The following is a 20424-nucleotide window of genomic DNA, read 5'->3' on the forward strand; positions in this document are numbered from 1 at the left end:
ATGACCACAGTTATCAAAGGCGGCACGATCGTCACCCATGACCGGACCTACAAGGCCGATGTGCTGGTTGAGCGCGGCGTGATTGCAGCCATCGGGCAGAACCTTGTGGGCGATACCCTGATTGATGCGGAAGGCGCCTATGTGATGCCCGGCGGAATCGATCCGCATACGCATCTGGAGATGCCGTTCATGGGCACCTCCACCGCCGAGACGTGGGAAAGTGGCACCTTCGCCGCTGCAAGCGGTGGCACGACAATGATCGTCGATCACATCATTTCTAACCCAACTGACCTACTCGGTCCGTTGGGGCTGTGGGAAGAAAGAGCGGCCCGGCAGGCCAGCATCGACTACGGCTTTCACATGTCGATAACTGGCTGGTCACAGGAAGTCTGGGCGCAGATGGCCGTTTGCGTTGACCGTGGGGTGAACACATTCAAGCATTTCATGGCCTACAAGGGCGCATTGATGGTGAATGATGATGAGATGTACGCAAGCTTTTCGCGCTGCCGTGAGTTGGGGGCGATCCCGCTTGTACATGCAGAAAACGGTGACCTGATCGCCGGTCTGCAACAAAAACTTCTGGCCGAAGGCAACAGAGGTCCGGAAGCGCACGCCTATTCCCGCCCCGCGACAGTCGAGGGTGAGGCCACAAACCGTGCGATCATGATCGCAGATGCGGTGGGAGTGCCGGTCTACATCGTGCACACCTCCTCTGAAGAGGCACATGAGGCCATTCGTCGTTGGAAACAGGCAGGCACGCGGGTCTGGGGCGAGCCTTTGGTTCAGCATCTGCTGTTGGACGAGGGTGAATATGCCAATCAAGACTGGAACTATGCTGCCCAGCGGGTGATGAGCCCTCCGTTTCGCAGCAAACGGCATCAGGACAGCCTTTGGGCGGGACTTGCAGCAGGCACTCTATCGGTGGTGGCGACCGACCATTGCGCCTTTACCACCCAGCAAAAGCAGATGGGGCGCGGCGATTTTACCAAGATCCCGAATGGCACCGGGGGTCTGGAAGACAGACTTTCGCTCTTGTGGACGCATGGTGTTGCGACCGGGCGGATCACGATGAATGAATTTGTGGCCGTCACCTCAACGAACATCGCGCAAATCCTTAACATTTACCCCCAGAAGGGTGCGATTGCCGTTGGCGCGGATGCCGATATCGTCGTATTCGACCCGGCGGCCAGCAAGACCATCTCTGCATCGGCCCAAAAATCTATCATTGATTACAACGTGTTTGAAGGCTTCACCGTCACTGGCCTGCCTCGATACACGCTATCGCGCGGCATGGTGCTTTGGGGACCGAACGGTGGCCAGCCGCAACCCGGGCATGGTCGGCATGTGATGCGCACGCCAAACCCGCCAGTTTCGCGAGCCTACTCACAATGGCGCGATCTTATCGCCCCACGTCCCGTCGTGCGTGACGAAAGCCTGATGCCCATCGGGGTCTAGATGTTTGATCCCACGGTTTGATGGTGTCATCCTTTCGCAGGAATGGAAGGAAGTACTGTGGGACAAGTTCGTCACGAGAGAGCCAGCGCGGCGCCGTCGGTTTGAGCCCGCTGGCGAGGGCACGCCGACAGAGCAGCACTACAGCGACAGCAAGCTTCGCTGGCGCAGGCAAGCCGGGAGCTTGGCATCAACCCCAAGACGGTAGCGAAGTGGCGCAAGCGGGCGACGGTCGAAGGTGCCGCATCGATAGATGCAAGCGTCGCTTCGAGTTCATAGTAAACACGTTCGCTGCCTTTTGAGGTCGCACTGATGCATTTACCGGAACTGGAATATGCCGCGGCAGAGCAAAGGGTGCCGCTGTGACAAAGGGGCTGCCCTTGTGACAGCATCCATCTTGCCTTAGGCGATGGCCCACCGCTAGGCTGGGCGGGCAACCGACGGGAGTGCTGCTAAAATGACCGCCTATACCGTGACCATCCCACGGCTTGAGACCGAACGGCTGATCATGCGCGAATACCGGCAAACAGACTTCGACGCCTTTGCCGAGTTCTATTCAACCGATCGGTCGCGTTTCATTGGCGGGCCGATGCACCGCGAGTTGGCATGGCGCGGGCTAGCGACACATTTGGGCCATTGGGCCTTGCGTGGGTTTGGGTTCTGGGCGGTTGAAGAAAAGGCCACGGGTGCCTTTTGCGGACATGTGGGCCTTTGGCATCCCGAAGGTTGGCCCGAGCCTGAGGTGGGCTGGGTGCTGATGGGCCCCGCCGAAGGGCGAGGGATTGCACTAGAGGCGGCCTTTGCCGCGCGCCGCTACGCTTACGACACGCTCAACTGGCCCACGGCGATCAGCTTGATTGATCCGGGCAACACACGGTCGATCCGGCTGGCTGAACGCATGGACTGCACCCACGAGGCGGATTTTACCCATGTTCGGTTGGGCCAGATGCAGGTCTGGCGCCACCCTGCCCCTGCGGACCTTGTCGGATAAGCTCTCAGAGCTTGCGGTTATAGCGGATGAAGGGTGTGACCTGCGCGATGCGGTCATAAAGCTGCCGGGCCTGCGTGTTGAAATCCTGCGTCAGCCAATAGACCGCAGGCGTGCCCGCGGCATCGGCCACAGCATAGACCGCCTCAATAAGCGCCCGCCCGGCCCCGGTGCCGCGCACCGCAGGATCAACATAAAGGTCCTGCAGGTAGATCACCTCTTCGATCTTCCACGCGTGGCGATGCGACAGGTAATGCGTCAAGCCCACCATCTTGCCGTCCACCTCGGCGACAAGGCAGTTGAAATCGCGCGCATCATCGCCAAGCAGCCGGACAAAGGTCGAGACATAGACCGCCTCGGGTACCGAGGTCTTGTAGAACTCCAGATAGCCGGTCCACAAACGCCGCCAGTCGGCCTCGTCAGTTGCGCGCAGGGGACGGATGGTACAAGGCATGTGAGGTCCTTTCTTAAGAGGGCTTCAAGGCAGCCGGCAGGGGGCGGCCAAGGAAGTGATAGAGCGAGCGCGTGAGATCCTTTGGGTCATAACCCCGACCGATAAAGACGATCCGGTTATCCTGCCCCGGATCCGAGGTTTCCGGCAAGATCTCGGGCGATTGCACCACCTTACGCACGGTTTGCAACAAAAGCCGCCCCGCAGGCGTGCGAAGCACACCCTTGACCCGCACCAGATCATCGCCGCGCGCATGAAGAAGGGCGGACAGCCAAAGCGCGAAGGCGGACCAATCCAGACTGGGGTCCACCTCGATCTGGGTGGGCAGGATCGAGCCGCGCGCATCCTCTTCGGGCAAGGGCGGCAAGGCGGCAGCCATGGTGCCGGGGGGCACGGGCGGCAGGGCAACCGTTTCACCCAAGACAGCCGCCGAAATAGCAGCGCCTGGGTTCAAGACGGCTAAGGTCGCTTGCAAGGCGGCCAGATCACCCGGCGCGCAGGCGTCGGTCTTGGTCAGGATCAACTGGTCCGCCGCACCAACCTGCCGCCGGCCCAATGGCTCACTCGCCAGTTGCGCCAAGGCGTGCAAGGCGTCGACGGCCACGAGTGTCTCACCAATTAGAATGTGGTTAACCAAAACCGGATCAGCCTGAATCGCCGCGACTATCGCGGCCGGGTCAGCCAGACCGCTGGTTTCCAGCACGATCCGGTCAAACCGCGCGCCGCCCTCGCGGCTGCGATCATCGCACAAGCCACGCAAGGCCGTGATCAGCGCCGGACGGCCTGTGCAGCAACAGCACCCGCCCGCCAAAAGCGTGACCTTGCCCAAAAGCGCATCATCCACAGGGGTTTCGGCCGCCTCGTTCACGATCACATGGACGTTTGGACCAAAGGTCCCAGCGTGAAGCTGGTGCCGTAGCCAAGTGGTCTTGCCCGACCCAAGATAGCCGCCCAGAATCGTCAGCCGCAGGCGCCCTTCGAGCACATCACTCGACATTCAGGTACCTTGGGTCCAAAGGATCAATCGGACGGCCAATCAGGCGTTCCGCCTCGGACCAAACTTCAGCCAGATTCTGCACGATCACACCCGCCCCCGACAGGGTCGAGAGCTGAATCCCCGGCACTACGCCGCCATCATGGGCGGTCAAGCCATAGGGCCGCAGAATGGCGTTTAGAACACCCACCCGATGAAACCGCGCGCGCAAACGGTCGCCGGGCGTTGCAGCCCCGGCGTCGGTCCAATGGCCCGGAACGGCGGGATTGCCGCAGGCATTGCACATCGCTGGTCCTTTCAAGGATTGGCCGGAGCAGCCTGTGGCTGCCCCGGCCAAAAGATCAGATCACCTCGGGGCGGGCTTTGCCGCCGAAGGGGTAACGCTTGCGGAAATCATTGGCGATGTCCTCAAAGGTTGCCCATTCCACGCCCGAATGCTTGGAGATGTATTCGATCAGGCGCTCCAGCATCAGCAGAACCTGCGGACGGCCCGCAACATCGGGGTGAATGGTGAAGGCGAAGACCGCGTAATCCATTTCGCGGTAGACCCAGTCGAACTGGTCACGCCACATTTCTTCAATGTCGCGCGGGTTGACAAAGCCGTGGCTGTTCGGGGCCTTTTTCATGAACATCATCGGCGGCAGGTCATCCACATACCAGTTGGCGGCGATATCGACGAGGTCGATCTCTTTGCCGTGCTTCAAGGGATGCATCCATTCCTTGGCGGTCTTGGAATAGTCGATGGTGTTCCAGCTGTCGCCGACCTTGGCATAGAAGGGCTGGAAGTCGCGGTAGCCTTGGCTGTGGTCATAGGTGAAGCCGTGCTTGAGCAACAGCGCAGCCGTCGAATTCGACATTTCCCACCACGGAGCCACATAGCCGCGCGGCGCTTGGCCGGTCAGGCCCTTGATGAGTTCGATCGACTTGACCAGCACGTCCTCTTCCTGCGACGGGGTCATCGCGATGGGGTTTTCGTGCAGATAGCCGTGCGCGCCCACTTCGTGACCGTCCTTGACGATCATCTCCATTTCCTTGGGGAAGGTTTCAAGGCTGTGGCCCGGGATGAAGAAGCTGGTCTTGAGGTCATATTTCTTGAACAAGCGCAGCAGGCGCGGCACGCCCACTTCGGTTGCGAAGATGCCGCGCTGAATGTCGGACGGGCTGTCGCCACCGCCATAAGACCCGATCCAACCAGCAACCGAGTCAATATCGGTGCCGAAGGCGCACATTATTTTCTTAGCCATGGTCCTTATCCTCCTGTGAACATTGTCGTCATTTGGTGCGCTCAGCCGCGCACAAGGGGTTCGATGGCAAGCCCTGCCGCAAGAACGGCGCGGTCCTGCCCATGCGGGGCGCACATCATAAAGCCGGTCGGCATGCCGTCATTGTCCGTCCCATTGGGAATGGACATGCCGCACCAATCCAGAAAATTGCCGATGGCGGTGTTGCGAAGCGTGCGGAAGTTGTGGTGGAAAAACACCTCGACGTCCGCCTCAAGCGGCGCAATCGGCATTGCGACCGATGGGGTCGTTGGACAAATGAGAATGGCATTGCCAAGGCGCGCATTCATACGCGCGATCCACGCGCGGCGCCCCTCGGTCAGACGGATGAGATCGACCGCTGACATCGCTTCGGCCATGCGGATGCGGCGCACGACGCGGGGGTCGATGCGGGCAGCCTCTGGCCCCGCAAGGCGTTCCTTGTGGACATCCATCGCTTCGGCCGAGGTGAGCGGGCCATACCGGCCCATCAGCGCGGACACCTCATGCAGCTCGGGCATCGCAATGGCGCGCACCCGTGCGCCGGCCTTTGCAAGCCGGGCCACCGCGGCATCGAAGTTCGCCGCGACGGCAGGCGCAAGATCATCGAACATGAAGCTGTCAGGGACAACGAAATCCAGAGCTTCGAGCGGGGCTGCGGCAACCGATGGCGCGGCCAAGCCCCGCAAGGCGGCGTCAGTCAGCACGCAATCGGCGACGCTTTGCGCCAAAGGACCCAGCGTATCAAGTGTGCGAGACAGCGGGAAAACACCCTGCATCGGGTAATGCCCGGTCGAGGTCTTATAGCCGACAACCCCGTTAAAGGCGGCCGGAATTCGAATGGACCCGCCCGTGTCAGTGCCAATGGAAACCGGCACGATACCGGCGGCCACCACCGCCCCAGAGCCCGACGACGATCCGCCTGGAGAGCGCGCCACCTTGGGATCACAGGGATTGCGAGGGGTGCCGTAATGCGGGTTGAGACCAATGCCCGAGTAGGCAAACTCAGTCATGTTGACCGCGCCCACGCTGACCATGCCTGCGCGCATCGCTGCGTTGACAAGCGCCCCATCGGCGGCCGCAGGCGCCGCATCGCGCAGCACGGCCGACCCTGCGGTGGTCACTGACCCTTTCAGATCAAACAGATCCTTCCACGCCAAAGGCACACCATCCACCAGACTGGCAGGATTGCCTGCGCGCAGCCGCTCGCGCGCGGCGCGGGCTTCGGATTCGGCGCGGGGGCGCAGGGTGCGGATGAACAAGGCAGGATCATGGTGGCGGTCGATACGATCAAACACCTCAGCCACCAGATCAACCGGGTCGCGGCGCCCGTCGCGCAGCGCGCTTGCAAGATCCTGAACGGTGCCGATCGACATATCCGCCCCCTTATTCCACGATCAGCGTGGCATCTTGCGGTGCCCAAGCAACAAAGCCCGGCTGACCGGCCACCAAAAGGCCACGGTACTTGTCGGCATGGCCCTCAAGGCTCACCGCATCGCCATTGGGCAAGGTCAGCGCGATTTGCATGATATGGCCGACCAGCTGCAAGCGATTGATCTGGCAGGGAATAACGTTCTCACCGTAGGTTGCGCGCACCTCGCTTATGGGCATGGTGCCCGGCAGGATTTGCATGGCCTCAGCCGGCAAGACGATGGAGACCGAAGCACCTGATGCCACCGCAGGACCATGTTCCAGCGCCACAAGCGGGCCAAATGCGGAACTGACCTTCACTTTACCACTCTCAGTCGCACCGGCTTTGCCAGAAATCAGGGTGTTTGCGCCGATAAAGCGGGCCACAAACAGGCTGGAGGGACGCGTATACAACTCGCGTGGCGGGCTGATCTGTTCCACTCGGCCTGAGTTCATCACCACGATGCGGTCAGACAGCGCCAAGGCCTCGGACTGCGCATGGGTCACGAATACAAAGGTGATGCCCAGATCGCGCTGCAACAACTTCAACTCATTCTGGATGCTTTTGCGAAGGTTGGCGTCAAGTGCGCCAAGGGGTTCATCCAGCAAAAGAATATCAGGCTCGACCACCAAGGATCTCGCAAGGGCGATGCGCTGACGCTGGCCACCAGAGAGACGCGTCGGGCGCACATCGGCCACTTCGGTCAGGCCCAGTTTGTCGAGAATGCGGTCGACCTTGCGGTTGGCTTCGGCCTGCGGGGTCTTTTTCACCTCAAGCCCGAAATGCACGTTCTGCCGCACAGTCATGTGCGGGAACAGCGCATAATTCTGGAAGATCATCGAGGTCGGGCGCTGTTCGGGGTTAAGGTCGTTGACCCGCTTGCCCCGGATCATCAGATCCCCGGAAGTAATGGTTTCAAACCCCGCGATCATGCGCAAGGTGGTGGTTTTTCCGCAGCCCGACGGGCCAAGAAACGCAATGAATTCGCCCTTTTCAACGTCAAGATTGAAATCGATCACGGCCGGCGTGCCGTTGTCGTAAACCTTGCCGATATGCGAAAGTTGCAGGTCGTAGGCCAAGTTATGCGTCCTTGCTTTCAGGGCGTTCGGTGCGTTTTTTTAGGGGGTGGGTCGGGGCAAAAGCCCCGACCCGGATTTTACTGATCAAGCAGACAAGAATTCGTCCCACTTCTGGATCAACAGGTCATACTCATCTGGCCACTGGTGCCAGTAAGCGACGTTCGCTGCACGAGTCGCGAGCGAGCCGCCGTCGCGCAGATCGCCTTCCTTGATGCCGCGATCTTCCGCGCCAACCCACGGAGCGCCCTCGTACCAGAAGGCATACTTCTCGGGGGCCATGACAGCCTTGACCTTGTCGTTGGGCGAGTAGTAGCCCTGTTCGGACACAGCCACAGCCGGACCACCCGACAGCCAGTAATCGGCATAGGCGGTGACCGCATCGAGGTTGGGCGAAGACTTCAGTGCCGAAACACCGATCGACCAGCCACGATAGCCGTTCTTCATGGTGGCATAGGAGCACTGAACGCCCTGTGCCTTAACAGCCATAACAGCCGGCTGCCATGCGTCTGCCAACACCATCTCGCCCGAGGCCAGAAGGTTGACCAATTCACCAAAGTCACCCCAAAGGGCGCGGAACTGGCCTTCTTTCTTCTTGGAGATCAGGAACTTCGAGGCTTCTTCGATGGCTGCTGCATCGGGGTTACCGGGGTTCGGCACAGCCAGAAGGCCAAGCTCGTTCATGGCCATGATGGCCTGACCGAAGGCGATCAGCGGGTCAACGTTCAGGCCCGTCTTGCCCTTGAACTTGGGATCGAACAGGCAAGACCAGTTCGAGGCTTCTTCGGCATCGACGAGGTCGGGACGGTACCCGATCGAGTCAAAGTTGTACACGGTCGGAACCATGTTCAACGCGGTTTGCGCTTCATCAGCCCAGATTTGACCAACGATCTGTGCGCGGGCTTCCCACTTGTCAGACGGCTTGAGGAAGCTTTCGCCAACGCCGGTCCAGTTGGTGAGGTTGGCCGTCGGGATCGGCGAGACAAGGCCCGTCTGCACGATGGCCGGCAGACGCTCACCGATGGTTTCCCAGCAGTCATAGGCCGTAGAACCGGACAAGAGTTCGGTCTGGGTGTTCGGGAAGATGTCGGCCTTGCCCGACACTGCCTTGACGCCCGAGGCCGCCTGGAACTCGTTCAGGATACGCTCCTGGACGGTAACCGACAGGCCGACGGTGCGGAGCTCTTGGCTTGCAAGATCTGCCGCAAACGCCTGCTGGGCGCCCAGCATCGGCATGCCAGCCGCAGCCAAAGCCATGGTTCCGGCGGTGCCTTTCAAGAACTTCCGTCTGGAAAGAGACATTTCGTTCATTCTTCTACCTCCTGTTGTCGTTGTGTAGTGCAGTCGTCTTCTCGTGCTGTCGGGTCAGTAGCGCCCGACAAGCAGTCCTCCGTCCACGACCACGACCTGACCGGTCATGTATCGGGCGCCGTTGGATGCTAGGAACATGATCACGTCAGCGATGTCTTCCGGCTCGCCGATGCGTCCCATGGGAATGTATTCGCCGCACTTGTCGGCGTCGGGGCCGACCGAGTGTTCTTTGGACAAAAGCTGGGCCGTGCGGATGTAGCCAGGTGCCACGCCATTCACCCGGATACCGTCACGTGCCAGTTCCACGGCAAGACCACGGACCAGCCCGACAACCCCGGCTTTTGCGGCGGAGTAATGCACATGCTCATCCCAGCCGTAGGCCACGCCCATGATCGACGACAGGGCGATGACGGACCCCGATTTGCGTGCCTTCATGCCCGGCAGGGCGGGGCGAACGATGCGGTAAATGCCCTTCAGGTCGATATCAAAGGTGTGGTCCCATTTGGCATCGGTCAATTGCGGCAAGGGCACGCGGTGGGCGATACCCGCATTCGCAACGATGGTGTCAATCTTGCCATGGCGCGCCTCGACGGCGGCGACCACGGCGTCCGCCCCTTCGGTGGAGCGCACGTCAAGCGTCATGAATTCAGCACTGCCGCCTGCGGCTGTGATTTCGGCCACCACGGACTTGCCGGCATCTTCCAGCACATCGGTCACAACGACATGGCTTCCGGCGCGCGCAAACGCCAAAGCGGTGGCGCGGCCAATGCCAATTCCTGCGCCGGTGATCAGGGTGATATCGGTCATAGCATCACATCTCCGGAATTCGGACCAAGCGTCTGGCCCACGAACAACGAGGCGGCGGGCGAACACAGAAAGGCGACAGTTGCCGCGACTTCCTCGGGTTCGCCAAATCGGCCGAGCGGCAATTCCGCAGCCTTGGCACGTTGCCAGTCAGCCGAGAGGCTGCGCACAAGCGGGGTGTTGATCGGACCCGGGGCCACGGCGTTAACCCGCACGCCTTGGGCCGACACCTCACGCGCCAGCGCCTTGGTCAGGCCAATAATCCCGGCCTTGGCGGCCGAGTAATGCACCAACTCGATCCCGCCGATCTGACCCAGCTGCGAGGCGATGTTGACAATCACCCCCTGCCCGCGCGCCAGCATGCCCTTCAGCACGGCTTGGGTGCACAAGAAGGTGCCACGCAGATGCACGGCGATCATGCGGTCAAACTCTTCGACCTTTAGCTCGGTAAAGCGGCCCTGATGCACATGGCCTGCATTGTTGATGAGATGCGTCACTGGGCCAAAGCTGGCTTCGGCCTTTGCCACCATAGCCGCAACATCCGCCTCGTTTGAGACATCGCCACCACAGGCCAACCCGCCGATTTCGGCGGCCACAGCTTCGGCCGCTTCGGTGCGAAAGTCATTGACCAGCACCTTGTAGCCTTCGGCGGCCAGCTGCACGGCAATTGCGCGGCCGATGCCCGACCCTGCCCCGGTGACGATCGCAACGTTCATACGATGTCCTCCTGCATCGCCATCTTGCGCGCACGGCGGACCGACAGGCCCATCAAGATGCCGTAGACAGACAAGAGCGCGAAGGAGAACAGCGTGGTCAGAACGCCGAAGGCAAAGATGTTCGGGTGAATTTCCACCGAGAAGGTGCCGTAAATCGCCAAAGGCAAGGTCTGATCGCGGCCCGAGGCAAAAAGCGTGCGGGGAAACTCATCCAGGCTGAGCGTGAAGGCAAACAACATGGCCGACAGCACGCCCGGGAAGATCAGCGGAAAGGTGACCCGGCGGAACGTTGTCCAAGGGCTGACACCCAAGGACCAAGACGCTTCCTCGACCGAAGCGTCAAAGCGGTTCAGGATGGCCAGCATGACCAAGAAGGCGAAAGGGAAGGTATAGACCACATGGGTCGCAAACGCGGTGGTGTACCAGTGCCGTTCAATCCCGATGATGTTGTTGGCCAAAAGCGACGTGCCCAGACCCGTCAGCACGCCCGGCACCATCATGCCCAGGACGATCAGGTAAAAGACAATGCTCGCACCCTTGAACCGCTTGCGAAACGCTTGTGCGGCCATCACGCCGAGAACGGTGGATGTCACCATGGTCATGAAGGCCAGTACCAGCGACCGGAACAGCGCCTCACCAAACGGCAAGGGCGCGATGCGGGACGGCGGGGTCAGCCCGAAGATGTGCTTATACCAGTAGGTCGACCATTCGATGATCGGGAACTGCGGCCCGCCCTCTGGCCCTTGCTGGAACGAGATGATCGTCAGCACGACAAACGGGCCATAAAGGAAGAGCAGGAACGCCCCGACATAGACGCCAAGAATGGGCTTGAGGATACGCGATTCCATGGCTCAGAGCTCCCGCTTCAGATCGACGATGCGCAGGAAGCCTGCAATCACCACGCCCATCACCACCGTCAGGATCACCCCCACGACCGAGGCCATGGCCCATTTCAACGACCCGACCTGCGTGACGATGATGTTGCCCAGAAGGTTCACCTTGCGGCCCGAGAGCGCGCCAGAGGTAGCGAACTCGCCCAAGACCATCACCGAGACGAAGATGGCCCCGACCACCACACCGGGCAGCGACAAGGGGAAGATGATCTTCCAGAAGATGCGGCCAAAGCCTGCGCCCAGATCACGTGCGGCTTCGATGATGTTGCGGTCGATCCGTGCCAGCATAAAGGCGATCGGGCCGACCATGAACACGCAGTAAATCTGGGTCATGCCGATGATGACCGACAATTCGGTGAACAACAGCACCTCGATCGGTTGCTGGATAATCCCGGCTTTCATCAGGATGATGTTGATCGCGCCTTCCTTGCCCAGCATCGGCCTCCAGGCCAGAACGCGGATCAGGAACGAGGTCCAGAACGGGATGACGCAGATCACCAGCAAGATGGTGGACAGCGTCTTGCTTTTTACTAACAGGCCCACAAACAGAGCAGTGGGATAGCCGACAATAAAGGTCATTGCCAAAACGATCAGCCAGATCCGCGTCGTCGTCCACAAGGACCCGATGTACGTATCGGACGAGAAAAACTGCTTCCAGCTATCAAGCGTCGGTTCGGGCGAGATGTTAAAGGTCGTCTGTGTCCAGAACGAGACGTAGACGATCATCAAGATGGGCGTGATGAGAAACAGCGCCATCCAGATGATACCGGGCAACAACAGCCACCGCGTTGTGTTGTCCTTGCGCGGAACGGATACGGTTGCTTCAGACATCAGCGCGCCTCCCGACCAAAGACGATGGCCTGCTCTGGGTTCCAGGTCAGCAGGTAGTCCTGCTTCGGCTCGTAGGTGTCAGGTGCGCCAAGGCTCAGGTGATGTTCCATCTCGATCACCTTGCCATCTTCGGCCTCAAAGAAGTTCATGATCGACGATCCGAGATACTCGGATGCGACAAATGTCGCCTTCAGCGCGGGGCCATCTGCTTTGGCAGACATAGGTTGCACGCGCATGCGGTCATAGCGAACAGCATAGACGTCACGGTCAGACTTGCGGGCGGACGCGGCAGAAACGGTGCCAAACTGGCCCGAGAAGCTCCCTGAGCTCAACTTGCCGTCAAACAGATTGAAGCGGTTCAGGAAGTGCGCGACGTCCGGCGACGCCGGCGTGTCATAGACCTGATCGGCTGTGCCAGATTGAATAATCCGGCCACGATCCAGAACGACGACGCGGTCCCCCATGGCCAGGGCCTCAGTCTCACTTCCCGTCACATGCAGGAAGGTCACACCCAGTCGCTCACGGATCGCGCGCAGTTCATTGCGCATCCGGCCGCGTAGGTTTGCGTCCAATGCGCCCAATGGTTCATCCAGCAAGACCAGCTTCGGTTGCATCGCCAAAGTGCGCGCCAAAGCCACGCGCTGACGCTGTCCACCCGAGATTTGGTCGACGCCACGGTCTTCAAGCCCGGCAAGTCCAACCATCTCGATCACTTCGCGTGACCGACGATCCACCTCAGCGGCCGGCAAAGGCGACTTGCCGTAGGTCAAACCAAAGCCAACGTTCTTCAGAACGGTCAGATGCGGGAAAAGCGCAAAGTTCTGGAAGACAAAGCCGACACCGCGCTCATGTGCAGGCAGATGGGTGATATCACGGCCCTCGAAGAAGACCCGGCCAGCATCCGGCGCTTCAAAGCCCGCAATCACCCGCAACAGCGTGGTCTTTCCCGACCCAGATGGCCCGAGGAACGAGACATACTCGTTCACCCCAACATCGAGCGACACATCTTCGAGCGCCACAAGATCTCCGTAGCGCCGGGTCACACCACTCAGTCGAAATACTGCCGTTTCCACCATCACCTCATTCGAGCCCGGGCTGACAGCGCTTGCGCTGTAGGCCCAACGGTTGAAAAGCACCCAGTCTGGCACGGTTGCCCCAGACAGATGCGCGCCACAATCACCACCAAAACTGTATTTCGTATAACAAGGCTATTTTTTCCGTGTGTCAACAAGTCATTAAATTTCTATTTTCGCCTTCATAACGAGCAATCCTGCAAAATGTGCGCCCAAATTCTGCTACGCGGCGAAAGAATGCCGCGATGCAACATGGTTGCTGTATACAATATCCGAATTACTGCGGCAGCAGGTAAGGGGCAAAAGCCCCTGTTTCGCTGATAACCGCGACGATCTTCATGCGTGCCAGATTACGCTGCGCTGTGATCTGGACCTGATCCCTTAGATATTCCGCCGCTGAATCAATAGGATGCCGTGCAATCAACTCAAAAAGTGTTCGGTACTGGTCGATCGTCGCCTCGTCATTCGGAAGCCCGAGTGATGTCAGCGCACGGTTTACAGATGACAACAGCAACCTGTTGCTGCGGATCATCTCAACCAGAGTCATGTTCGGTGCCTGCGCGATGCAAAATTCAACCAAAGCATCGCTCAGCGATTCTGGTGTCAGTGTAGCACCAGAATCAATCTTTTCCAAAAGCTGCTCGACTTCGGCATAACTGATATAGGGCGCAGACATTCGCAGCGCCGCAGGCTCGATGATGCTGCGCAACTCAAACTTCTCACGCAGCGTGCGTGCAGTCAGGGGGCCGGCAATCCAGTGAGATGAGGCATTCTTGCGAATCAATCCGCGCTCTTGCAGGCGCGCCAGCACATCACGCGCCACGGTGCGGCTGACACCCAGATAGTCAGAGAGTTCCGTTTCAACGATCCGGAATTCGCCGAAGATCTGGCAAGACGCCACCTGTTCTTCGACCTCCTCATAGACATGGCGCCAAGTGCCGCGGGTCTGCAGCGCGTCATCCACTTCATCGGGCACATCCAGCGTGAACTCGCGGATGTCGCGGCGCACGGGTAGGATCCCCTTGCTTTGGGGTCCAACAAGATAGCCACGGCCCTCAAAGCGGTGGACCAGACCTTCGGACATCAAAAGCCGCAAGGCGGACTGCACCGGAACCCGGCTGGTCTGCATCACCGCTGCAATCGGACCTTCAAGCAGCACAAGTCCCTCAGGGAGCGTTCCGCGTTGAATGTTGCTCCGCAACACGCGGGTAATCAGCTCATATCGCGGCTCTTGCGCAAACGGGTTGCTTGACCGGATCATGCGGCACTGTCCTCGGCAGCGGTGCCATTCTGGATACGACGAATAAAGCGATCCCATGCACGGGCGGCGTAGTTGTACTCATCCATAACTGTATTCCAGATGGCGATGCGGCTGGCCCGTTCGCGGTAGGTGCCGCCCGCGCGCCGCGCACCCGCCCGGACCACCCATTCCCCGCCCGGACCATAAAGATCCTGCGCGGCGGGCGCGCCATCATACCAATAGGCCCATTCCTGTGGCGACAGGTGGGTACGACTGCGTTCGGGCGTCGAGATATAATAGCCTTGGCGCGCCATGACTGCACCGGCATAGCCACTCAGCCACCAGTTCAGATACTCATATGCCATATCCAATTCCGCACCACCCAAGTGTCGCGACAGGCTGGCCCCACCATGCCAAGCGCGGTAGCCCTCGGTCGGGGCCGCCTCGACAAAGCTGCCGGGATGCGGACCAATCTTGCCGTAAACCGGCGACCACATGCTTTGCACCGCCACGCTTTTGTCGCGCAGAAGTTGGGCCGCCTGATCGCCATCACGCCAAGCACCGCAGAAAAAGCCCTGACGGCGGCGATCCTCCAGAAGGCGCATCAGGGCGTTGATCTCTTCGATCGTCATATTGCCGATGTCAGCGAACTGAAGCTCTCCCGCTGCCTCGGCGGCAAGGGCCGCATCGAAAAGGCCGATGGCAGGCTCATCAACCAGGGCAATACGGCCCTTGGCACGCTTGTCCAAAAGCCACGACCAACTGGGCCTTGGATCTTCGGCCATGCCAAACACGCGCGGATCATAGCCGAAGCTGTCCATGTTATAGACAGTGGGCAACATACTGATGTGACGAGAGGGTTTCGGCCCCAAGAACCCGCCGGGCTGCACGTAAAGCTTGCGCACGGGGGCGTCGCCATGGCCGCGCCATGCGTATTTGCTGATCCCACCTTCTTTGGCCAGATCGCTGATATTGTCCCATTCAGTGATGCGGTTGATGTCGATCGGCTGCAACGCGCCCCAAAACCAGACGATGTCTAGATTGTGAAAGCATTGCTCATAGACGTCATAGCCTTCCGGCTCCATTGCGGCGCGGCGCTGGCATGTGGGGAACTCCAAGAGTTCGTAATCGACCCCAAAGCCCAACTCGGCTTCAGCGCGTTCGCGCACCTGACTGAGCAGCGTGATCGAAGTGCCCCGCACCCGTAACCTGCGCTGGTGTCGTCGTGGCGGTGCCGCCAATGACGCCGATGACACGCCCATGCATTCCTCCTATCGCGAGGTGGGGAAAGCCGCTGGCGTCACCCCGTCCTGGCCGTCAGTAGAACACATAAAGCCCTGATCGGCGCAACCAAATGCACACCCTTATTCCGGCCTAAGCCGTCAAATCTGCGCCGTGGCCGTGGCCGTCATCGTCACAGGCCCACCCTCTTTGCGCACGCGCAGCGCAAGGCTGCCGTCAGATGCCTGATGCGCCTCAACCAGAATCGGCTCGCCCACGGTCAAGGGTGACATGCCCCTGTAGGCGAACCGGCCCGGGCAACCGCCCAGAACCTGCGCCGCAAGGTTCAGCATCCACATCGCCTGCATCGGTCCATGCACCACCAGATCGGCGTAGCCCTCAACGCCCGTGGCATAGCTACGATCATAGTGGATGCGGTGGCCGTTGAAGGTCAGTGCCGAAAAGCGGAACAGCAGCACAGGATCGGGTGATAGCGCAAAGCTCATGACGGGCGGGCCGAGATCGGGTGCCATGGGATAGCTGGGTGTCGCCTCACCCGGCACGGGATCTTGACGATAGACCAGATCCTGACGTTCAGACACGACAAGCCGCCCGCCTGCCGAATAGTTATGCCGCACGGCGACAAAGCCAAGCGGGCCGGTCGACCCGGTCTTGAACGTGATTGCCTCGACCGCGCTCACGCGCTCCACGAGATCGCCTTCGCGAAATGCGCCGTGGCTGACCACCTCACCACCCGCCCACATGCGCCGCGGCAAAGGCAAACGCGGCAACACGAGACCCAGCTTCGGATGGCCGTCGCGCCCCAGATCCTCGGGAGGCAAGGCATCGGGGGACAGCGTCCAAAAGGTGCCAAGCGGCACCTCCGCCGGGGCAAGATGCGGGGCCAAGGTCGCACGGATCTGCTCAACCAGCCGCGCCGATATCTGGTCATGCCGAACAATCTCGCGCCCGATCCAATCGCGGTAGTCGTCATCCTCCCGGGGTGTCATGGCGATATGGTTCCCTAAGCTGATCGGCAAAGTTTGCTGCAAGCGCGGCGAGATCACAACGTTAGCCGCCCCTCGAACTGGCCGCAATCAACGGGCGGGAATATCAGTGCTGCTGATCCGGCATATGATGTGGGCATATCTGTTTGCGTCCCTTATGGCTGTTGGTCAAGTTGCGAGCAGGTTAGGCTCAGGACAGGTTGCTTGCAGGGCTCAGATGGCACAGAACCCCGACACTTATCCCGAAATACGTGACGCCGTTGCGCGGCTCTGCGCCCGCTTTCCGGGCGACTATTGGCGCGCGCGGGACCGCGATATGTCCTACCCATCCGAGTTTGTCTCCGCCCTGACCGAATCTGGCTGGCTGGCCATGCTGATCCCCGAAGAATTCGGCGGCGCGGGGCTGCCCCTGTCGGCCGCAGCTGCCGTGCTGGAAGAGATTCAGCGCGCAGGCTGCAATGGCGGGGCATGCCATGCGCAGATGTACACGATGGGCACGCTGCTGCGCCACGGATCGGCCGAGCAAAAGGCCCGCTACCTGCCAAAGATCGCCAGCGGTGCGTTGCGCCTGCAAGCCTTTGGGGTGACAGAACCGACCAGTGGCACGGATACCGGGGCGTTGCGCACGACGGCGCGGCGCGAGGGGGATCATTTCATTGTCAGCGGCCAGAAAATCTGGACCAGCCGGGCCGAGCATTCCGATCTCATGCTGCTTTTGGCCCGCACCACGCCCCTGCGCGAAGGCATGAAAAAGACGGACGGCCTGTCGGTCCTGCTGATCGACATGGCGGCGGCGCGGGACAATGGACTGACGATCCGGCCCATCCGCACCATGATGAACCACGCCACCACCGAAGTGTTCTTCGACAACCTTCGGGTGCCTGCCGAAAACCTGATCGGCGAAGAGGGCAAGGGGTTTCGCTATATCCTCACCGGCATGAATGCAGAGCGCATCCTGATTGCCGCTGAATGTGTGGGCGATGCCAAGTGGTTTCTTGACCGCGCCACCGCCTATGCCCGCGAGCGAGTGGTGTTTGGCCGCCCGATCGGCCAAAATCAGGGCATACAATTCCCCATCGCCAAGGCATACGCCAACATGCGCGCCGCCGAGTTGATGGTGCGCGAGGCGCTTCAACTTTACGACAACGGGGCCAACCCGGGGCCGGAGGCGAACATGGCCAAGATGCTGGCGGCGGATGCCAGTTTTGAGGCGGCGAATGTCTGTATCCAGACCCATGGCGGCTTTGGCTTTGCCGAGGAATACGACATCGAACGCAAGTTCCGGGAAACGCGGCTTTATCAGGTTGCGCCGATTTCGACCAATCTGATCCTGTCCTATTTGGCCGAGCATGTGCTGGGCCTGCCCCGGTCTTACTGACATGGCCGGGGCGCTGGACGGGCTGTTGGTGGTGTCGCTGGAACAGGCGGTCGCGGCCCCGTTTTGTACGCAAAGGCTGGCCGATGCCGGGGCGCGGGTCATCAAAATTGAACGCGACGGCGGCGAAACAGCCCGGCATTACGATGCCGCAGTGCAGGGCGCATCGGCCTATTTCGTCTGGCTTAACCGCGGCAAGGAAAGCGCGGTTCTGGATCTGAAATCGCCGCAGGATTTGGCGCTGTTTTTGTCCATACTCGGCCGCGCCGATGTGCTGGTGCAAAACCTGATCCCCGGCGCGCTGGCGCGGATGGGGCTGGACAGCGCCACATTGACGACGCGCTTTCCCCGGCTGATCGTGGCCAATATTGGCGGCTACGGACAAGACACCCCTTATGCCAGCAACCGCGCCTATGACATGCTGGTGCAGGCCGAAAGCGGCATTGCGGGGCTGACCGGAACTGCCGAGGAGGCCTGCAAGATCGGCGTCTCGGCAGCCGATATTGCCACTGGCATGACCGCATATTCCGCCGTGCTCGAAGCGTTGATTGCGCGTGGCATCACAGGGCGCGGCCGCCATATCGACATCGCCATGTTCGATGTCATGGCCGACTGGATGGCGGTGCCGCTGTTGCATTTGGAACAGGCCGGGCGCGAGACCCAGCGCCATGGGCTGAACCATGCCGTGATCTGTCCTTATGGACCGATGATCTGCGCCGATGGCACCTTGGTGGTAGCGGTGCAGACCAATGCCGAATGGGAACGCTTTTGTGCGGCGGTCTTGCTCAAGCCAGAACTCGCCCAAGATGATCGGTTCACAACCAACCCCCAGCGCGTTGCAAACAGGGAAGCTTTGGACCGCGAGATCGCGCCAATCGTTGCGCGGCTTGACGTGGCTCAGATGATCGCGCGGCTTGAGGCTGGGCAGATTGCCTGGGGGCGGCTTTCGACCGTGCAAGACCTGTCGAACCATCCCGCCCTTCGCCGGATGTCAGTGGCGCTGTCGGACGGCACAAGCGTCTCTTTGCCCCGTCCACCGTCCCGCGATTCAAGCTTTGCCAGCGGCGCGGTGCCCGATCTTGGCACCGCGACCGCCCGGCTTAGGGCCGAATTTGCCGGCTGAGCCTTATGGAAGCGGCCATTTCGGGTCTTGCAGCCCCATCGGATAGGCATAGCCAAGGTCCAAGGGCGGCTGGATGACGTATTTGCGGTCAAACGCCATCCACGGATACTCCGCGCCGCTGCGCACCAGATACGCCCAATCGGGATGGGCAAAAATCGGCCGGCCAACGGCCACCATATCTGCAGCACCGCTGGTCAGCGCAGCTTCGGCACCCGGACCATCGGCAATACCGCCGTTGGTGATGACGGGCAGTCCAGAAGCACGGCGCAGCACCGTGGCCATCGGCGTAGGGTCATTCGGGTCGCGGTTGTCGAGGTAGTTGAAGCTCGACCAGTGCAGCGCATCAAAAGCCGAACCCTTAAGCGCCTTGCCCACGGCTTCGGCGTAGGTGACACCACCCGGCCAAGCGCCCACAAAATCATCCACCCCATCTTGCGACAGGCGTAGCGTGATCAGCTTGTTCGGACCAATCGCGGCGCGGATCTTGTCACCAACAAGCCGGGCAAAGCGCACATTGTTTTCGGGCGAGCCCCCGAACTCATCGGTGCGCAGGTTGATTTTCGGCGTGATGAACTGCCACAGAAGATAGCCGTTCGCACCATGCACTTCGACCCCGTCCGCCCCGGCATCAACCGCCCGTTTGGCCCCAGCGGCAAAGCCGTCTGCGATGGCATGCAATTCCTCGACTGTCAGCGCACGGGCGGGCGGGAAGGTGACCTTGGTCCAATCGCCTGCAATGTTGCGGATCTGCTTTTCATCATCGCCATCGGTGTAAAGCACCCACCCGCCGCTTTGCGTGGCCGAGGCACTGACCGGCGGCTGGCCGTTTAGCGTGCGCGGATCGCAGACCCGCCCGCCGTGCATCAACTGCACGATGATCTTGGCACCATGGGCATGCACCGCGTCGCACACCTTGGCCCAACCTGCCTGATGACGGTCATTGGTGATCCCCGGTTGCGACAGGTAAGCGCGCGACTGGAACGCGTCTTGTTCATAGGTGCCTTCGGTGATGATCAGCCCAAGGCCACCCCGCGCGCGCCGCGCGTAATAGGCCACCATCTCATCGGTGGGGGTGCCGTCGGGCTCGGCCATCTGGCGCGTCAGCGGTGCCATCGCGATGCGGTTGCGCAAGGTCAGTGGGCCCAGCTTTATAGGGCTGAACAGGGTTGGGAAAGCCTCGGTCATGGGTGTCTCCGATT

At 60.7% G+C, this 20424-nt stretch carries 20 protein-coding genes and 1 pseudogene; 5 read left to right on the forward strand and 16 right to left on the reverse strand.

What is annotated here, in order from left to right:
- From hydA to AC72UB_RS17150, 3 genes and pseudogenes are all read left to right on the forward strand, one after another.
- Entirely contained in the window at window positions 1–1455 is a 1455-nt protein-coding gene (gene hydA, locus AC72UB_RS17140) for a dihydropyrimidinase (protein WP_505190797.1), read from the forward strand.
- 120 nt (window positions 1456–1575) lie between these two features.
- Window positions 1576–1731 (forward strand): annotated as a pseudogene (locus tag AC72UB_RS17145) (helix-turn-helix domain-containing protein); the annotation flags it as partial.
- A 178-nt stretch (window positions 1732–1909) separates the two neighbouring features.
- Window positions 1910–2443 carry a GNAT family N-acetyltransferase gene (locus AC72UB_RS17150; RefSeq protein ID WP_505190798.1) on the forward strand — a complete coding sequence of 178 codons (534 nt, stop codon included), beginning with the start codon at window positions 1910–1912 and terminating at the stop codon, window positions 2441–2443.
- A gap of 4 nt (window positions 2444–2447) precedes the next feature.
- On the opposite strand, the gene AC72UB_RS17155 is transcribed toward AC72UB_RS17150, so the two are convergent.
- The 15 genes from AC72UB_RS17155 to AC72UB_RS17225 all read right to left on the reverse strand — a co-directional run bounded on the left by AC72UB_RS17155 (window position 2448) and on the right by AC72UB_RS17225 (window position 16730).
- On the reverse strand, window positions 2448–2894 hold the full coding sequence (locus tag AC72UB_RS17155) for a GNAT family N-acetyltransferase (protein WP_505190799.1): 447 nt from the start codon (window positions 2892–2894) through the stop codon (window positions 2448–2450).
- 13 nt (window positions 2895–2907) lie between these two features.
- Window positions 2908–3888, reverse strand: coding sequence for a CobW family GTP-binding protein (locus AC72UB_RS17160; protein ID WP_505190800.1), 981 nt, complete (start codon window positions 3886–3888; stop codon window positions 2908–2910).
- A complete protein-coding gene (locus AC72UB_RS17165; RefSeq protein ID WP_505190801.1) occupies window positions 3878–4171 on the reverse strand; it encodes a hypothetical protein in 294 nt (97 codons plus the stop codon). Before AC72UB_RS17165 ends, AC72UB_RS17160 begins: the two co-directional genes overlap by 11 nt.
- 55 nt (window positions 4172–4226) lie before the next feature.
- Entirely contained in the window at window positions 4227–5129 is a 903-nt protein-coding gene (locus AC72UB_RS17170) for a polysaccharide deacetylase family protein (protein WP_463290999.1), read from the reverse strand.
- A gap of 41 nt (window positions 5130–5170) precedes the next feature.
- Window positions 5171–6520 carry an amidase gene (locus AC72UB_RS17175; RefSeq protein WP_505190802.1) on the reverse strand — a complete coding sequence of 450 codons (1350 nt, stop codon included), beginning with the start codon at window positions 6518–6520 and terminating at the stop codon, window positions 5171–5173.
- Window positions 6521–6530: 10 nt separating this feature from the next.
- A complete protein-coding gene (locus AC72UB_RS17180; protein WP_505190803.1) occupies window positions 6531–7634 on the reverse strand; it encodes an ABC transporter ATP-binding protein in 1104 nt (367 codons plus the stop codon).
- 84 nt (window positions 7635–7718) lie between these two features.
- Window positions 7719–8942 carry an ABC transporter substrate-binding protein gene (locus tag AC72UB_RS17185; protein WP_505190804.1) on the reverse strand — a complete coding sequence of 408 codons (1224 nt, stop codon included), beginning with the start codon at window positions 8940–8942 and terminating at the stop codon, window positions 7719–7721.
- A gap of 54 nt (window positions 8943–8996) precedes the next feature.
- Window positions 8997–9749 carry an SDR family NAD(P)-dependent oxidoreductase gene (locus AC72UB_RS17190; RefSeq protein ID WP_505190805.1) on the reverse strand — a complete coding sequence of 251 codons (753 nt, stop codon included), beginning with the start codon at window positions 9747–9749 and terminating at the stop codon, window positions 8997–8999.
- Window positions 9746–10462 carry an SDR family NAD(P)-dependent oxidoreductase gene (locus tag AC72UB_RS17195; protein ID WP_505190806.1) on the reverse strand — a complete coding sequence of 239 codons (717 nt, stop codon included), beginning with the start codon at window positions 10460–10462 and terminating at the stop codon, window positions 9746–9748. Before AC72UB_RS17195 ends, AC72UB_RS17190 begins: the two co-directional genes overlap by 4 nt.
- Entirely contained in the window at window positions 10459–11310 is an 852-nt protein-coding gene (locus tag AC72UB_RS17200; protein WP_463290993.1) for an ABC transporter permease, read from the reverse strand. The genes AC72UB_RS17195 and AC72UB_RS17200 overlap by 4 nt, the downstream gene beginning before the upstream one ends.
- A gap of 3 nt (window positions 11311–11313) precedes the next feature.
- Entirely contained in the window at window positions 11314–12186 is an 873-nt protein-coding gene (locus tag AC72UB_RS17205; RefSeq protein ID WP_505190807.1) for an ABC transporter permease, read from the reverse strand.
- Window positions 12186–13334: an ABC transporter ATP-binding protein gene (locus tag AC72UB_RS17210; protein WP_505190808.1), complete on the reverse strand. Its 1149-nt coding sequence runs from the start codon at window positions 13332–13334 to the stop codon at window positions 12186–12188. The genes AC72UB_RS17205 and AC72UB_RS17210 overlap by 1 nt, the downstream gene beginning before the upstream one ends.
- Window positions 13335–13536: 202 nt before the next feature.
- The gene (locus AC72UB_RS17215) at window positions 13537–14520 is read right to left on the reverse strand and encodes a GntR family transcriptional regulator (RefSeq protein ID WP_505190809.1); all 984 of its coding nucleotides are present in this window, start codon (window positions 14518–14520) and stop codon (window positions 13537–13539) included.
- Entirely contained in the window at window positions 14517–15761 is a 1245-nt protein-coding gene (locus AC72UB_RS17220; protein WP_463290989.1) for an ABC transporter substrate-binding protein, read from the reverse strand. Before AC72UB_RS17220 ends, AC72UB_RS17215 begins: the two co-directional genes overlap by 4 nt.
- A 120-nt stretch (window positions 15762–15881) precedes the next feature.
- Window positions 15882–16730 (reverse strand): HTD2 family dehydratase, encoded by an 849-nt coding sequence (locus AC72UB_RS17225; protein WP_505190810.1) that lies wholly within the window; start codon window positions 16728–16730, stop codon window positions 15882–15884.
- 214 nt (window positions 16731–16944) lie between these two features.
- Here AC72UB_RS17225 and AC72UB_RS17230 point away from each other — a divergent pair, with 214 nt between their 5' ends.
- The gene (locus AC72UB_RS17230; RefSeq protein ID WP_505190811.1) at window positions 16945–18105 is read left to right on the forward strand and encodes an acyl-CoA dehydrogenase family protein; all 1161 of its coding nucleotides are present in this window, start codon (window positions 16945–16947) and stop codon (window positions 18103–18105) included.
- A 1-nt stretch (window position 18106) separates the two neighbouring features.
- The gene (locus AC72UB_RS17235) at window positions 18107–19225 is read left to right on the forward strand and encodes a CaiB/BaiF CoA transferase family protein (RefSeq protein WP_505190812.1); all 1119 of its coding nucleotides are present in this window, start codon (window positions 18107–18109) and stop codon (window positions 19223–19225) included.
- 3 nt (window positions 19226–19228) lie between these two features.
- On the opposite strand, the gene AC72UB_RS17240 is transcribed toward AC72UB_RS17235, so the two are convergent.
- Window positions 19229–20410 (reverse strand): oxidoreductase, encoded by a 1182-nt coding sequence (locus AC72UB_RS17240; protein ID WP_505190813.1) that lies wholly within the window; start codon window positions 20408–20410, stop codon window positions 19229–19231.
- Window positions 20411–20424: the final 14 nt, after the last annotated feature.

It is taken from the genome of Allotabrizicola aquatica (SeqCode) (assembly GCF_965194375.1).
Lineage (GTDB): Bacteria > Pseudomonadota > Alphaproteobacteria > Rhodobacterales > Rhodobacteraceae > Tabrizicola_A > Tabrizicola_A aquatica.

Excerpts from the sequence above, each read along its gene's own strand:
- hydA (WP_505190797.1), top strand. The coding sequence starts at position 1 with ATGACCACAGTTATCAAAGGCGGCACGATCGTCACCCATGACCGGACC.
- AC72UB_RS17150 (WP_505190798.1), top strand. The coding sequence starts at position 1,910 with ATGACCGCCTATACCGTGACCATCCCACGGCTTGAGACCGAACGGCTG.
- AC72UB_RS17155 (WP_505190799.1), bottom strand. The coding sequence starts at position 2,894 with ATGCCTTGTACCATCCGTCCCCTGCGCGCAACTGACGAGGCCGACTGG.
- AC72UB_RS17160 (WP_505190800.1), bottom strand. The coding sequence starts at position 3,888 with ATGTCGAGTGATGTGCTCGAAGGGCGCCTGCGGCTGACGATTCTGGGC.
- AC72UB_RS17165 (WP_505190801.1), bottom strand. The coding sequence starts at position 4,171 with ATGTGCAATGCCTGCGGCAATCCCGCCGTTCCGGGCCATTGGACCGAC.
- AC72UB_RS17170 (WP_463290999.1), bottom strand. The coding sequence starts at position 5,129 with ATGGCTAAGAAAATAATGTGCGCCTTCGGCACCGATATTGACTCGGTT.
- AC72UB_RS17175 (WP_505190802.1), bottom strand. The coding sequence starts at position 6,520 with ATGTCGATCGGCACCGTTCAGGATCTTGCAAGCGCGCTGCGCGACGGG.
- AC72UB_RS17185 (WP_505190804.1), bottom strand. The coding sequence starts at position 8,942 with ATGAACGAAATGTCTCTTTCCAGACGGAAGTTCTTGAAAGGCACCGCC.
- AC72UB_RS17190 (WP_505190805.1), bottom strand. The coding sequence starts at position 9,749 with ATGACCGATATCACCCTGATCACCGGCGCAGGAATTGGCATTGGCCGC.
- AC72UB_RS17195 (WP_505190806.1), bottom strand. The coding sequence starts at position 10,462 with ATGAACGTTGCGATCGTCACCGGGGCAGGGTCGGGCATCGGCCGCGCA.
- AC72UB_RS17200 (WP_463290993.1), bottom strand. The coding sequence starts at position 11,310 with ATGGAATCGCGTATCCTCAAGCCCATTCTTGGCGTCTATGTCGGGGCG.
- AC72UB_RS17205 (WP_505190807.1), bottom strand. The coding sequence starts at position 12,186 with ATGTCTGAAGCAACCGTATCCGTTCCGCGCAAGGACAACACAACGCGG.
- AC72UB_RS17215 (WP_505190809.1), bottom strand. The coding sequence starts at position 14,520 with ATGATCCGGTCAAGCAACCCGTTTGCGCAAGAGCCGCGATATGAGCTG.
- AC72UB_RS17220 (WP_463290989.1), bottom strand. The coding sequence starts at position 15,761 with ATGGGCGTGTCATCGGCGTCATTGGCGGCACCGCCACGACGACACCAG.
- AC72UB_RS17225 (WP_505190810.1), bottom strand. The coding sequence starts at position 16,730 with ATGACACCCCGGGAGGATGACGACTACCGCGATTGGATCGGGCGCGAG.
- AC72UB_RS17230 (WP_505190811.1), top strand. The coding sequence starts at position 16,945 with ATGGCACAGAACCCCGACACTTATCCCGAAATACGTGACGCCGTTGCG.
- AC72UB_RS17235 (WP_505190812.1), top strand. The coding sequence starts at position 18,107 with ATGGCCGGGGCGCTGGACGGGCTGTTGGTGGTGTCGCTGGAACAGGCG.
- AC72UB_RS17240 (WP_505190813.1), bottom strand. The coding sequence starts at position 20,410 with ATGACCGAGGCTTTCCCAACCCTGTTCAGCCCTATAAAGCTGGGCCCA.